This window comes from Bacteroides sp. Marseille-P3684 (assembly GCF_900291465.1).
In the GTDB taxonomy this organism is placed as follows: domain Bacteria; phylum Bacteroidota; class Bacteroidia; order Bacteroidales; family Bacteroidaceae; genus Phocaeicola_A.
On sequence record NZ_LT985808.1, the window covers coordinates 2,391,042 to 2,405,023 of the forward strand.

12 protein-coding genes are annotated in these 13,982 nt (G+C 50.2%); all 12 read right to left on the minus strand.

Annotated elements, in window-relative coordinates:
- Positions 1-143 precede the first annotated feature (143 nt).
- The gene (locus tag C8275_RS09405) at positions 144-3,233 is read right to left on the minus strand and encodes an AAA family ATPase (RefSeq protein WP_106484938.1); all 3,090 of its coding nucleotides are present in this window, start codon (positions 3,231-3,233) and stop codon (positions 144-146) included.
- A 35-nt stretch (positions 3,234-3,268) separates the two neighbouring features.
- Positions 3,269-4,480 (minus strand): exonuclease SbcCD subunit D, encoded by a 1,212-nt coding sequence (locus C8275_RS09410; protein ID WP_369861186.1) that lies wholly within the window; start codon positions 4,478-4,480, stop codon positions 3,269-3,271.
- 40 nt (positions 4,481-4,520) lie between these two features.
- Positions 4,521-4,934, minus strand: a complete 414-nt coding sequence (locus C8275_RS09415; protein WP_106484939.1) for a secondary thiamine-phosphate synthase enzyme YjbQ — start codon at positions 4,932-4,934, stop codon at positions 4,521-4,523.
- A gap of 24 nt (positions 4,935-4,958) precedes the next feature.
- Positions 4,959-5,606 (minus strand): CPBP family intramembrane glutamic endopeptidase, encoded by a 648-nt coding sequence (locus C8275_RS09420; protein WP_022384538.1) that lies wholly within the window; start codon positions 5,604-5,606, stop codon positions 4,959-4,961.
- A complete protein-coding gene (locus tag C8275_RS09425; RefSeq protein ID WP_106484941.1) occupies positions 5,591-6,790 on the minus strand; it encodes a hypothetical protein in 1,200 nt (399 codons plus the stop codon). The genes C8275_RS09420 and C8275_RS09425 overlap by 16 nt, the downstream gene beginning before the upstream one ends.
- Positions 6,787-7,431 carry an ATP-binding cassette domain-containing protein gene (locus C8275_RS09430; protein ID WP_106484942.1) on the minus strand — a complete coding sequence of 215 codons (645 nt, stop codon included), beginning with the start codon at positions 7,429-7,431 and terminating at the stop codon, positions 6,787-6,789. Before C8275_RS09430 ends, C8275_RS09425 begins: the two co-directional genes overlap by 4 nt.
- On the minus strand, positions 7,418-8,941 hold the full coding sequence (locus C8275_RS09435) for a DUF4836 family protein (RefSeq protein ID WP_106484943.1): 1,524 nt from the start codon (positions 8,939-8,941) through the stop codon (positions 7,418-7,420). The genes C8275_RS09430 and C8275_RS09435 overlap by 14 nt, the downstream gene beginning before the upstream one ends.
- A gap of 6 nt (positions 8,942-8,947) precedes the next feature.
- On the minus strand, positions 8,948-9,649 hold the full coding sequence (locus C8275_RS09440) for a 16S rRNA (uracil(1498)-N(3))-methyltransferase (RefSeq protein ID WP_106484944.1): 702 nt from the start codon (positions 9,647-9,649) through the stop codon (positions 8,948-8,950).
- A gap of 445 nt (positions 9,650-10,094) precedes the next feature.
- Positions 10,095-11,279 carry a class I SAM-dependent rRNA methyltransferase gene (locus tag C8275_RS09445; RefSeq protein WP_106484945.1) on the minus strand — a complete coding sequence of 395 codons (1,185 nt, stop codon included), beginning with the start codon at positions 11,277-11,279 and terminating at the stop codon, positions 10,095-10,097.
- A gap of 4 nt (positions 11,280-11,283) precedes the next feature.
- Entirely contained in the window at positions 11,284-11,928 is a 645-nt protein-coding gene (locus tag C8275_RS09450) for a 3'-5' exonuclease (RefSeq protein WP_106484946.1), read from the minus strand.
- On the minus strand, positions 11,929-12,489 hold the full coding sequence (locus tag C8275_RS09455) for a DUF5063 domain-containing protein (RefSeq protein WP_022384545.1): 561 nt from the start codon (positions 12,487-12,489) through the stop codon (positions 11,929-11,931).
- Positions 12,490-12,578: 89 nt separating this feature from the next.
- Positions 12,579-13,919 (minus strand): MATE family efflux transporter, encoded by a 1,341-nt coding sequence (locus C8275_RS09460; protein WP_106625789.1) that lies wholly within the window; start codon positions 13,917-13,919, stop codon positions 12,579-12,581.
- Between the last annotated feature and the right edge of the window lie 63 nt (positions 13,920-13,982).

Consider the following 13,982-nt stretch of genomic DNA (forward strand, 5'->3'; position numbering starts at 1 on the left):
AGGCTCCAGGGGATAGCACCTTCGCTCCTTCCTCCAATCACCGGATGCGGAATGTAATCGTAAAAGATGTGCAAAAATACAAGAAATATTTATTGCCTCCTTTATTCACACCCTTTTTTCCATGACCGGCAAGGAAGGCGGATTCAGCGGACGGCAACTTCAATCCGACTTTTTCCATTGTCTTCCTTGACCACACGGATTTGGGTTGTAATGCGTTCCGTCATTTCAGGGACATGTGAGATGACACCAATTTTCCGTCCTTGGGTCTGCAGACTTTCCAGTGCCTCCATCGCCACGCGCAGGGTATCGAGGTCCAGTGAACCGAATCCTTCGTCAATGAACAGCGACTCTACGTTCATCCGGTTTGATGAGAGGGACGCCAGCCCCAATGCCAACGCCAATGAAACCAGGAAGGATTCGCCCCCGGAAAGTGAATGCACTGTCCGGACCTCTCCCAGCATGTCCTGGTCAACGACCTGAAGTGCCAGGGTGTCGGGAATACGTTGCAGCAGATAGCGTTTGGACAGTTCCTCCAGGTGCTTATTGGCGTATGCGACCAGGATGTCCAGCGTATAGCCTTGCGCTATCTCCTTGAACTTGCTTCCTGTCTGTGAACCGAAGAGGTCGTTGAGCTTCGCCCAATTGATGTACACCTCTTCCTGTTGTTCCAGTTCCTTCCGATAGTGCGCCAGCTGCTTTTCGTTTTTCTTGTGAGTCTCCAGTGTCAAGTGCAACTCCAGCTTCCGCTTGTTGCGAACTTCCAACTGACTCTCCAGCTCTCTGATTAGTTCTGTCTGCTGCTCTGCGGTGACTCCGTCTTCCGGTCTGTTCTTGTCTGACAGGTGCTTGTCCACACTCTGCCGCCGTTCTTCACAGACAGCCATGCGGGACGTACGCAGCTCTTTGAGTTTTTCCAAGGCTTCCTTTTCTTGCCGGTACCAGTCCGCATCCCTGGCAAACAAACGGTCCAGGGCATTCCGTCCGTCCAGTGCGGGATGAAGATGCAACCACTCCTCGATTTGCTTCACAGCACCTGCCTGAAGTTCAGCGGTCCGTGCCTGCTCTTTCACCAACTGTTCGTGATTTCCCTTGCAATGCTGCAACCGGGAGAGACACTGTTGCACTTCGGTAGCCAGCTTTTGGACGGCAGCCTCCAGGTCCTTCAGATGCTGTTCCTGCTTCTGCTGAAGCTGCTTGACGGATTGTCCGCCGAACAAGGTCGCCCTATCCGCCTTCACTTGGGCGTAAGTCTGCTCCAGCCGGGCATGTGCCGCCACTTTCCGGTTCAGTTCCTCACGTCGGGCACCCCTCTCGGACGACAGTGCCTCCAGGCGGCTTTTCACCTTCGCCAGCCCTTCCTGTATGACATGTCTGCGTTGCGTCCGTTCATTCCACTGGCTGACAAACTTCCGGATGTAGTGCTCCAGCTTCCCTTCTTCCAGCCATTGTTTCCAGTCGGGCAGCAAAGCGACCTGTGATGCCAGGTGTGTAGCTCCCTCTTCAGCTTGCCGGGTATACGTCTCTATCAGGGCGGTCAACCTGGACAGCTCGTTCGTATGCCTGGCAATGGCTTCCTGCAACAAGGTCAGCGAACGGTTGTTCTGTTCTTTCGCCCGGTTCAGTTCTTCCTCTTGCAACGAAGGGACCTCTCCTGTCCCCGTCAGCGGATGATGCAGACTACCACATACCGGGCACGGCTCACCTTCCACCAACCGGGCACGCAGGGTTGCTATTTCTGCCGGAAGAAGCGCATCGAGCCGTTGTGCCTCCTGTTGCAGGACAGTCAGCCGTTCCTGCTCTTCCGCCAACAGCTGGCGGTTCTCCGTCAGCAACCGTTCGTTGGAAGCCTTCATCTCACGGGCGGCACGAATGTTTCGAATCAAATCGCCGATCAGGTCTACCTTCGGTATCAGGGTCTCATACGATTTATATTTATCCAGCCACTCGGCAGCCAGCTTGTCCTGCTGTTCGGCTTCCGCCTGCTGTCGGGCAAGGTCAGCCAGCTCCTTTTCACGTTTTTCTACTTCGACAGATGCCTGTTGCCTCTGGCTTGCGGCATCCAGTACCTGCTTCCTGATTTCCTCCAGTCGGGCATCCAGCCGGTGTGCTTCGTCAAAGCGAGGACGCAGTGCCTGCAACTCCTCTTTATAGGCAGCCAGTTCTGCATCCGACTTTTCTTTGGAAGCCTGCAGTTCCGTCAACTGACGGGACAAAGTGGCTTCCTCCCGACGGAGCGACTCCAGCTGACCGGCAAGCTGTACGGCCAGTTCCCGGCAACGTTGCTCCTGCGCATAAGATTCACGGATGCTCTGTGCCTGCTCCCACTCCTCCTGAACCCGGAAACGCGGAGCAGCCTTTTCATACGCTTCATCTGCCGCCGCCCGTTGTTCCATCGCCTCACGCAGCAGGGTAAGCATCCGCTCCTGCTCGTTCAGCCATTGCAACCGCGCCTTTTGCCGGTCCCTCTCGGTCTGCTCCCGGCGGATGACGTCATCCAACGTGCGGTCCTCCTCCATCAGCTTTTCCAGCTCTTCCCCGGACAACAGGACCACATCCTGCATCTTTGCCTTCAGCTGTTCATAGCCTGTCTTCGCCTGCCGCCAGTGTTCATAGATGGATGCCGATATGCGTGAATAGATTTCCGTTCCGGTCAGCTTCTCCAGGATTTCAGCTTTCTCGGACTGACGCGCTTTCAGGAACGTGGCAAAATCGCCTTGTGCCAGCAACACCGAACGACTGAACTGTTCGAACGACAGTCCTATCAGTCCGGCAATCTTCGCCAGCAATTCGGTCTTGGTACCGCCTACCTCCACACCGCCTGCAGTCAGGTCAGTCAGACGCATCTCGACCTTCTGCAACGAGCCATAGACTTGTCCACGCGAACGACGTACCATCCAGCGTGAACGGTAATCGTGTCCATCTAATGCCCGGAAGTCCACCTCGGCATATCCCTCAGCCGTTCCCCTCCGCAGGATGGTGCGGCTATCGTTCTGCGAGAGTTGCCGGTCAGCCACGTCAGGCACCAGCACATTGTTTTCCCGTGCCTTGCTCATGCGCGGTGTGGCGTCAAAGAGTGCCAGGCACAGTGCGTCGAGTAAGGTGGATTTCCCGGCACCCGTACTACCGGTAATGGCAAAAATGCCGGCCGACTTCAAGGGTTCTTCGGTAAAAGAGATTTCAAATTCGCCTTCCAGCGACGCCAGATTCTTTCCTCGGATAGCCAATATCTTCATGTCCTACTCCTTTCCTTATATTATATATAGGGTCATCACACATTTTCCCGCGCCACTTCGTTGAACAGTTGCTGCAAGGCGTCCGGCATCTCACTTCCTCCGTATTTCTGCTTGTAAAAATCGAGTGCGATATCGATGGGGCGCAGTTGCTGCACCTCTTCATAGGTTGTCAAGCGGCGGGAACTTTCAGCTTTCGGGGGAGCTACTGCCACAATACGTGCCAACCTGACCTGCTTCCCTTTCAACGCCTCCTGTATCTTGTATTTTAAGGTCGGGTCCGGCTGTGTCACCTTCACCTTGATTTCCAGATAGGGAGAGCTATCGTCCGGTTCGCCTTCAGGCAGACCGGCAATTGCTTCCAGCACACCTTCTATCTCAGCCTCTTCTGTCGGCAGGCTCCACAAGGACACAGGCGGTTCATAGAGGCGGCGTTCGACAACCGCCGGCTTCCTTTCCTCCTCATCCAGTGTCACCAGCATCACGCCCTGCCGGTAATGCTTCTCGGCAAACGACATCGGCAACGGTGCACCGGCATAACGCACCAGTTCCCGTCCGGACACCCGTTGTGCCCGATGCAGGTGACCCAGTGCCACATATTCCACCTTCCCGTCAAACACTTGTGGAGAGACCGCTTCCAACCCACCTACGACCGTACGCTCCGAACGGTCATCCACCGAAAGTTCCGAACCGGTAGCTTGCAGATGCCCCATGGCAACCAAGGGCTTTCCCAGTGGCAACGCCTGTTCAATCAGCTCCGTATAGAATGACTGCACTCCTTCAGCATAACTGTCAGCCTGCGGATAGTCCCCCTGGCGCAGGTAAGGGACAGCCAGGCAATAGGCCGCAATGTCTCCCTCCTTTCGCAAGGGGACAATCAAATGGTCCGTGTCAATGCTCCCGTCGCTACGACGACGGACGACACCCCGCACAACAATGTTCATGCTTTCCAGTAAGGGCGAAGGGGCTTCCAGCCGGGCTGCGGAATCATGATTCCCGGCAATGATGACCAACTGCAACTGCGGATTCTCCCGGGTAATGTCATGAAGGAAGCGGTAATAAAGCTTTTGCGATTCTGCGGATGGATTCGGACTGTCAAAGACATCGCCCGACACCAGCAGCACGTCTGCCTGACAGATTCCGACTTCCCTCCGCAACCAGTTCAGGAAATCAAGGTGTTCCAACCTCCGGTCATAACCGAAAAAAGTCTGTCCCAGGTGCCAGTCCGCTGTATGGATGATTTTCAGCATAAGCAAATAGAGGTTTCAGGTTTGTCATACTCCCAGCGTGTCATTCTCCCAAGATGGTAGCCACCACCCTGCGGCTTCCGCCGTGATTCCGGAACTCGCACAGGTAGATGCCTTGCCAGGTCCCCAGGTTCAACCTGCCGTTCGTGATGGGAAGAGTCAGTTCGACACCGACCAATACCGATTTGGCATGAGCCGGCATGTCATCATCTCCTTCCAGCACATGCTCATAGTAGGATTCTCGCTCCTTCACCAACCGGTTGAAGATTGACTCCAAATCAGTCCGGACATCGGGGTCGGCATTTTCACAGACTGACAGGCCACAACTGGTATGCTTGATAAATAAATGCAAAAGCCCCATACGGGGCAGTTCCGGTAACTGGCGAAGCACCTCGTCAGTCACTAAATGAAATCCCCGCGGACGGGGACGTAACGCAAATTCGACTTGTTGAAGCATCTTAAAAAAGGATTTGAATGCCGTTCAAATGGGAAATAAAACAAAGACAATGACATTGAGCAACGCATGGGACAACATAACCGGAGAAAGCCAGCGGGAGTCCAAACGGCAAAGTCCTCCCCACAACATACTCAGCAACAATGAACCCACAATCAGCATCCAGTTGAACGACCACACGTACATCGATGCAAAGAGCAGTGTGGTCAGCACGTAACCGGTGTTGGCTCCCCAACGTTCAGAAAAGACCTGTTGGATATACCCTCGCCAGAATATTTCTTCCGACGCCCCCATCAGGAACAAAATGAGGATGGACAGCAGATAGTAGACAGGATCATCATAAAACAGATGGATACGCTCCAAATCAATCTCCAGGACCGGAATCCAGTCAACCAGGAACTGACTGCCCACATGGCATCCGATGCCCAACACTCCTGCCAGCACCGTCCCGATCAGGATATTCTTCTTATCGACATCCAGGTCAAGGGTCCATTCCGGATGGAAATGTCCCGCCAAGATAGAGATTAGCACCGACGAGATGGAGAGTATCCACCAGAAGTTGACCAACGGACGTGTCCAGGGTGAGAACAGAATAAACCAACAAACGGCTATTACTGCAATGGAGAACATCGTGCCCTCCGAGATGTGAATCTGTTTTGCTATTTTCCGTTCCAAATTTGTCTCAGTTTATAATGAATAATACCTATATTTATAATGGATACGAAAAGGAAGAGAAATCCTGCCACCGCAAGGACCGTCTGTACGCTGCTTCCCTCCAACGAGGGGAATAATGTTTGCAGGTTATTCAGATACATCCTGCGCAACCCGTAGAGCAACACACAAGCAATGCCTGTAACTCCCAAATTAAGTCCGACAGCCAGTACCTGATAAGGCAGGGCTACCTGCACGGGCGAATAACCAATCAGCAGCAGAGTCTGCATCTTCTTCGTATTCTTTTGCAAAAGTAGAAAAATACTCAATATCAAAATATAAAATGACAAGAAGGTTATCACAATTCCGATAAAAAGTACGATTCCGACCAGTATCTGCAGGAACCAGACAGTCTTTCCGGCATCCAAGGTGTTGCCTTCCACCTCATAGCCACGAGCTTGTATGTACTTGACAATCTCCTCGTCAGCCGGGTTGTTCACTTCTACAATCAGCCGTGAAGGCTCGGCTTTCTTTCCCGGTGCATAGTAGTGATTGGCCCAATTCATGAACGCTTCAGGCACCAGGATGGTATTCAGCCGATTGGAGAAGCCTACAATCCGTCCGTCATAGACCTCCACATGTCCCCCGCCGGACAAACGTATCTCCAACCGAATCATGGAAAGTACTCCTTCGGACAGTTTCGGCAGATTACGGCTCTGAGCAAAGCCGAAGTTATACAGATTCAGGTAGTTGCGAGGAAGAATAATTGGAATGGTCCTGCTCCCCTCTTCATACGTCCATGCTTGGGCATTGACATCGATGTAATCATCCGGAACCGATTCGAAGAACATCTCCGTCCCGACCTGCATGCCCGTCCCCAGCATACCGATAGATGCCGACACATCATAGAGCGAGGAGGTGAAAGTTCCGACCTGCCGGGTAAAAGGCTGGTCACGGAATCCCTGTATCTCACGGGCAGAAAAGGTCCCCTTGCCTCCCAAAAGCGAGCCCAGTGTGCTCACCGGTTTAGACACAATCAGGAACTCACGCTTGAAAAAAGCATCTTTGCCCTGGAACAAAGGCAAGATGTCGGCATAAAATTGCAATCCGAACAAGATGATAAGCATCCCCAACAGATTTGCCACAAAGAAGCCCACCAGCTGGGTAACGCTTACATGTTCGCGTAAAAGTTTCCACAACAGATTCATAAATGAAGTATCTTCGAATAGTTCAACGGCAACTGTTTTCCAATGGAAGTAACGATGATTCCGGCGTTCCGAGCCTCTGCCTCCTCCTTCAACAGGACAGCCATCGCTTCTGCATTGGCATCATCAAGATGACTTACCGGCTCATCGAGGAATATGAAGTCAAAGGGCTGGCAGATAGCCCGGACAAATGCCACCCGCTGTTGCTGGCCGAAAGATATCTTACCCACCGGAGTCCGAAGTTTATCGGAGAGTCCCAGTCGCTCCAGGCATTCTTCCACTTGTCGGTGCGTCTTGTAAGCGGTCAGCTTGTTTTTCAGTTCTATATTTTCCCAGACCGTCAGTCCCGGGAACAGACGCAGCTCCTGAAACAACATGCTGAGACTCCGTTTCCGCAACTGTACCCAATCGCCTGTCTTCAAACGGCGAATATCCTTTCCGTCAAAACAAATCGTTCCTTCATAATCCTCCCGATATCCATATACATAACTGCACAACGAAGTTTTTCCCGTACCGGAAGCAGCTTCTATCAGGACATGTTCCCCACGCCGGAAAGACAACTCCCGATGCCATACATCGGAAACAGGCTGTACCTGTCCGCTGAATGCCATCGGGAGTGTATGATCCAATTTAATGAGTTCCATAAAGCGATACCACTTTAGCCAAGATTTGCTGCAAGAGATTTGCATCCTTGTCCACAGCCGTCAGCTCCATCCGGCATTCGTTGGCATCTTTTGCATACAGGGTCACTGCATCAAAGAGTTCAATAATCGGCATGGATACCCGGAGACGGGGGTCGCTTTTCAGCATGCTCGACTGCTTCTCCACTGACCGGTGAATATCCATCCGCATGTAGAACAGGCAACCTTCCGCATCAGCTGCCCAGTCGGCTGCCTTACCGTCCGGCTGCAACACATTGGCATCACTTGTGCAATAGAAATGATTCTCCTTGTCGACTCCCAGCCACAGCTTCATCTTCTGCTGTTCCAGGCTGTATTGACGAGGTGAATCCTTCTGCATGTTCAGCCCCAGCATATTCAGGGTCTGTTGCATCACGTCCATATCCTCCAGAATGGAGTCATTGTCAAGCTCCGCCTGCACGGTAAACAACGGGAAAATGCCAGCTGACGAGTCCGGTATGATATCCGCACTTACTGCCACATCTCCATCCATAGAAGATATCAGCTTCTGGATATTGAATCCAAAGACGGCACCTTCCAAAAGCTGTTTGACCGGAGCGTTTTCTTTCAGTTGTTGATACAGTTTCGGTCCGTCAATGCCGACACCGGCCCAAATCCATGGCGAAGCATTCCCGGTTGGGAAGAATTTTCCATCCAGCGGTTTGAGTATCTTTGCCTGTTCTTCATAGTGCTTGGCTGCAGCTTCATTGGCTATCAGCACTTCAGAGTGGAGCACTACTTTTCCTTCTTCAAAATCCAGATTAACCAAGTAGTGGATATCATCCAGCTGCACATCACGCGGAAGTCCCATTTGAGGAACCATTTTTTTAATCTCCTCAGGTACAATCTCCATGCTCATCCAACCGGAGATATCTCCCTGTTCCTCGTCCATCTTCTCACAGTCCTCCGTTGCCTGGAAACTGTCTTCCGGACGCTGATTGATCCATCCCATGGAACGCAAACGCAACGCATCCGATGTGGCGGAGCCTGATGACGCCATCGTGATCATGGCTAATTCATCATTCATTATAACAACTCCGTCGCCCTGTACATCATAGTCAAATCCATCTTCAGACTTCCATGCTACTTCCGTCTCCCCTCTCCATATACGGGAAAAAAACTCTTTGAAATCACTTTTGTCCGCCAACTTGGCAACTACGGCTATTTCGTCTTTCGCGGTCCTGAAGGTATAAACGGGTTGGTCGAAATCAATCCCCATACCGGCAGGGTCATCCAGCAACTCACCGGCAAACGCACGGTCCTCTTCCGGAACATTCTCTTCAATCAGCTTTTTGACGGATTGTGCCATCTTCGGGTCAGTCAACCCTCCTTTCTTGACCAATGCTTTAAAATCAGTTGCAACAACCATCTTTACATCCGAAGGAATCGCAGTACGGATGTCTCTCTCTTTGCTACATGCTGCCAACAATAGTAAAAGGAATAAGCAGGCAGCTCCTGTGAACTTGTTTTTCATAGGCTATTAGTTTTGGTGATACAAATTCATCAAATGAACGGCAACCAATGCGGCTGTCTCTGTACGCAAACGCGATTTGCCCAGACTGATTGGACGGAAACCTTGCGAAACAGCCAGCTCCACCTCTTCCGGACTGAAATCTCCTTCAGGACCGACAAGTACCAATGTATCTCTATCAGAGGTCAACACATCTTTCAACAAAGGCTTCTCTCCTTCATAACAGTGAGCAATAAATTTATCTCCGGGAAAATCTTGTCGAATGAACTTCTCAAACGGAATCATCTCGTTCACCTGCGGCTTACGTGCTTTCAATGACTGTTTGACGGCTGATACGACTATCTTTTCAATGCGCTCGGTCTTAATTACCTTCCTTTCAGAAAAGCGGCAATTTAGAAAAGACAACTCGTCCATACCAATCTCCGTCGCTTTTTCAGCGAACCACTCCGTCCGGTCCATATTCTTAGTAGGTGCCATAGCCAGGTGCAAATGCCCCCGCCACAGAGGAGGCTGCGTTTCCTGTTCAAGGATGGTAAAAAGGCAACGTTTACCGGTAGCTGCAGTAATCTGTGCCTTATAAAAGCATCCCCTCCCGTCAGTCAGTGTGATCTCATCTCCCTGCGACAAACGCAACACCCGAAGACAATGAGCAGCTTCTTCTTCAGGAAGCTCTTGCCTAACGCTTATTTCCGGTACATAAAATACATGCATAGAATATCATTTTTGCAGACAAAAGTAATGAAACATTTTGGGAAGTCAATAGCCGGAAGGGAGTAAACAAACACGTTGGGAAGGGTATATAAAAAAAGAAGGGAATCTCACGATCCCCAATCTTCCTTAACCTTAAATCTAATACCATGAAAAACACAGTGCAAAGATAGGCACATTTATGTTATGCAACACATAATCGGGTAAAAAAGTGCGTTATATTAACGCTTTTTATGCTGTAGAACATATTTTCAGGGATGAAGGCTTTAAGAATGTGTTGTATTAACACTTGTTTAATCCAAAGAATACCTGAGAAGGCATTTTCAGCATCATTATGCTGTTCCGTGTTCGTTACCGACAAACATTGATGGCATAATTCTAAAGAAAGCCCGACCTATTTGTCGTTTTGACAAACAAGTCGGGCTAAATCCTATCTTCTTTTTCCTTTTTACTCTACATAGAGCACCAGACCTTTCAGATATTCCCCTTCGGGATGATAGATGTTGACGGGATGATCGGCTGGCTGTGTCAGCTGATGCAAAATACGGACACTGCGACCGGACATGGCTGCTGCCGTAAAAACGGCTGTACGGAAGTTCTCTTTGGTCACGACCTGTGAACAGGAGAAAGTGAAAAGGATACCACCCGGACGTATTTTCTCAAATGCCTTGGCATTCAGCTTGCGGTATCCTTGCAGTGCATTTCGCAAAGCATCCTTATGCTTGGCGAAAGCAGGAGGGTCCAATATAATCAGGTCATATTGATGTCCCATACGGTCAAGGTACTTGAAAGCATCTTCTGCAAACGCTTCATGGCGCGGATCTCCGGGGAAGTTCAGCTGCACATTCTCGTTTGTCAAATCAATGGCTTTGGCAGAGCTGTCCACCGAATGTACCAGACGGGCTCCTCCACGCATCGCATAGAACGAGAAACCTCCGGTATAGCAAAACATATTGAGTACATCGCGCCCTTTGGCATATTTTTCCAGCAAGGCACGATTCTCGCGTTGGTCGACAAAAAAGCCGGTCTTCTGCCCTTTTAACCAATCCACATGGAACCTGAGTCCATATTCCATGGCCACATTGTCCGTACTTCCACCCTTGATAAAACCATTCTCTGCATCCAGTTCTGCTTTAAAAGGTAAAGTCGTCTCTGACTTATAATAGATGTTCTGCACGACATCACCCATCACTTCGGCCAATGCTTCGGCTATCTGCATGCGACAGACATGCATTCCGACAGAATGAGCCTGCATGACTGCCGTATGGGCATAAATATCGATTACCAATCCGGGCAGGTTGTCACCTTCTCCATGTACCAATCGGTAGGTGTTGTTGTGTGGATTCTCCGCCACACCGATACTGCGACGCAAATCGTAGGCTATCTGTAACTTGCGTTTCCAAAACGCAGAGTCAATCACTTCGTCCCGAAAGGTCAGTACACGGACGGCAATACTGCCTACCTGAAAATGACCAATAGCAATGAACTCCTTCTGTGAAGTGTAAACACTGACGATTTCTCCTTCATCGGGTTCTCCTTCAATATGATGGATGGCCCCCGAAAAAATCCATGGATGGAAACGCTTTAAAGACTCCTCTTTCCCTGCTTTCAGAAATACTTTCTTATAACTCATAGATTTATTCATGTGGTACTACTTCGATGTTTTCAATGGTGGTGCACTCCAGATGGTAGTCACCGGAGCCTTGCAACTCTTCCAACAGATTGTAGATCTTCAGACATGCCCAAGCATCAATGGCAGCATAGACCTTCTGACCATCAGACAATACATCCGCTTCCCAATTGGAAAGACGCTGGGACTTCGATATTTTCTGTCCGAACAGGTTCGCATATATCTTCTGAAGGCTCTGATCCTTGATACCGAATTGGTGAACATAGTCCTGCAACTCGATAAAGTTACCTGGAACAAAGTCACTTCTCCGTCGCAAGGCTCCAAAATCATCCTTCAGCGACAGTCCGATTTTCTCCACCGTCTCATCTTCCAGAAAGCGCTTCAACGATTCTGGAAAACCTATATAGTTCAAGCGGAACAAGAAGCAGGTATCGGCAGTAGATATCTGGACCAATGCAACCTTATGCACTTGTCCGCTTACAAAAGACGGACGTGTCTCCGTATCTACTCCCACCCGTGGATAAGTCATTAAATAGTCTATTGCTTTGTTTGCCTCTGCTTCAGTCTGTATGCAGACGATACGTCCTTCAAACATCACTTTGGGCAAAGCGGCCAATTCGGCCTTTGGAAATACATCTCTTATTGTCTTCATTCAGTCGTTGTAATCTTCATGTAACTCTTCTGCGTCATCCTCATCGGCAGGTGCGTATTTCACTTCATGCAAGGCACGCATGGTGTTGACCAATGTTTGTCCCCAATATAGTGCAAAATTCTCCTCACAGATAGCCAGCGCATCGTTCATGGTCTCGTCAAACCCCAAGCGGTAAACGCTGACAAAGTTCTTCACATCCTGATAGATGTCAGCCAAGTCTTCCGAAATGGTCTTGCGGATGGGGGTATCGCTGTAACGCATATCATCCAGAAAGACATCCAGATAATCGTCGCGTTCGCCCATCACTCCCGCCACACTAAGACGCACCACTTCATAATCTGATTCGTTCACAAACGTCTCCGGTTCCGTCATTCCTATGGATTCACAGGGAGGGAGCATGGAAGCTTTCAGATAGAGCAACGGCAGAATCTTCAGTGCCGTGTCTACAAACTGACGGCGAGGTCTGGTATTTGCACGCTCCAGAAAGCCACAGAACTCAGCAGCTACCGTGACAAACTCAACCGTATCACGATGAAATATGACAGAATTGTTAGTGTCCATAATTTCTTATTTTGAGTTGCAAAGGTACTAAAAACACAGCACCCTACAAGCTGTTTCCGCAAAAGAGAAGACCGGACAAAGCTTTCTGTTCAGCTCCCGACAGGCTTGAGACGGTTCAGACACAGGATGCCGACTGCATCTGCCAGGAACCAGCCGATAGGAATAGCCCACCAGATACCCACAACACCGACAGACGGAACGGCAGCCAGCAAATAGGCCAGCACGACACGGGTACCCAACGAAATGACTGTCAGCACGACCGACATCCCAGGCCGTTTGATTGCTCTGTAATAACCGTAAAGCAGGAACAGGCATCCGATACCTACATAAAACACTCCTTCTATACGCAGATAGCCGGCACCTGTACGGATCAGTTCTGTTTCTCCGGCATCCACAAAGCACATCATCAGCTGCTCTGCAAACATGAACACTGCAACGGACACGACTGCACAAAACAGAAAGGTCGTCCAGGCTCCACTGCGGATACCGCGACGGATACGGTCAAACCGTTTGGCTCCAAAATTCTGGGCAATGAACGTAGAAAAGGCATTCCCAAAATCCTGAGCCGGCATATATGCCAAAGTGTCTATTTTCACAGCGACCGTAAATGCTGCCATTACCACCGTTCCAAAGCTATTGACCAATCCTTGCACCATCAGGATGCCCAGGTTCATGACCGACTGCTGGACACAGGTCAGCAGGGAGAAAGAAGCAATCTCGCCGGCTATGTCGCGACTAAAATGCATGTCGCTACGCCGGATGCGCAATTCGGGCACTCGTCCATAAGTATATATCATGAGTGAAAATGCAGATACTGCCTGCGCAATGACGGTTGCCCAAGCTGCTCCGGCGACTCCCCAGTCCAATGGAAGGATGAACAATAAATCCAACCCAATGTTCAGCACCACTGAAATCGCCAGAAACAAAAGAGGTGTCAGAGAGTCTCCGACTGCACGCAACAGCGAGGCATAATAATTATAAAGGAAGGTAAAGCCTATTCCCCAACAGACCGCCCACAGGTATTCACGCATCAGGGTATAGATGTCTGCCGGTACATGCATCAGCCCCATCAGGGGATCAAGCCACAGGAATACGGCAATATTGAGCACGAGAGTCAGCAGCCCAATGAGTACAAAGGCGACAAAGCGGCTGCGATGAAGCCTGGTGAAATCCTGCGCACCATAATAAATGGAAAATGCCGCCCCACTGCCCATGCAAAGTCCCAGCTGTATCGAGTTGAGAAAGACCATCAGGGTATAGGATGCTCCCACCGCAGCCAAAGCGCCGACTCCCAGAAAGTGTCCGACAATAAGTGTATCTGCCAGGTTGTAGACTTGCTGAAAAAGATTGCCCAGAATCATGGGAACAGCAAAACGGAGCATGGTAGGCGTGACACTTCCGGTAGTAAGATCGATATGCGTTAGCTTCATATATTCAGAATCGGTTTCGGATGCAAAATTAAAAAACAGTTTCGAATTTCTGCCATGCCCGAT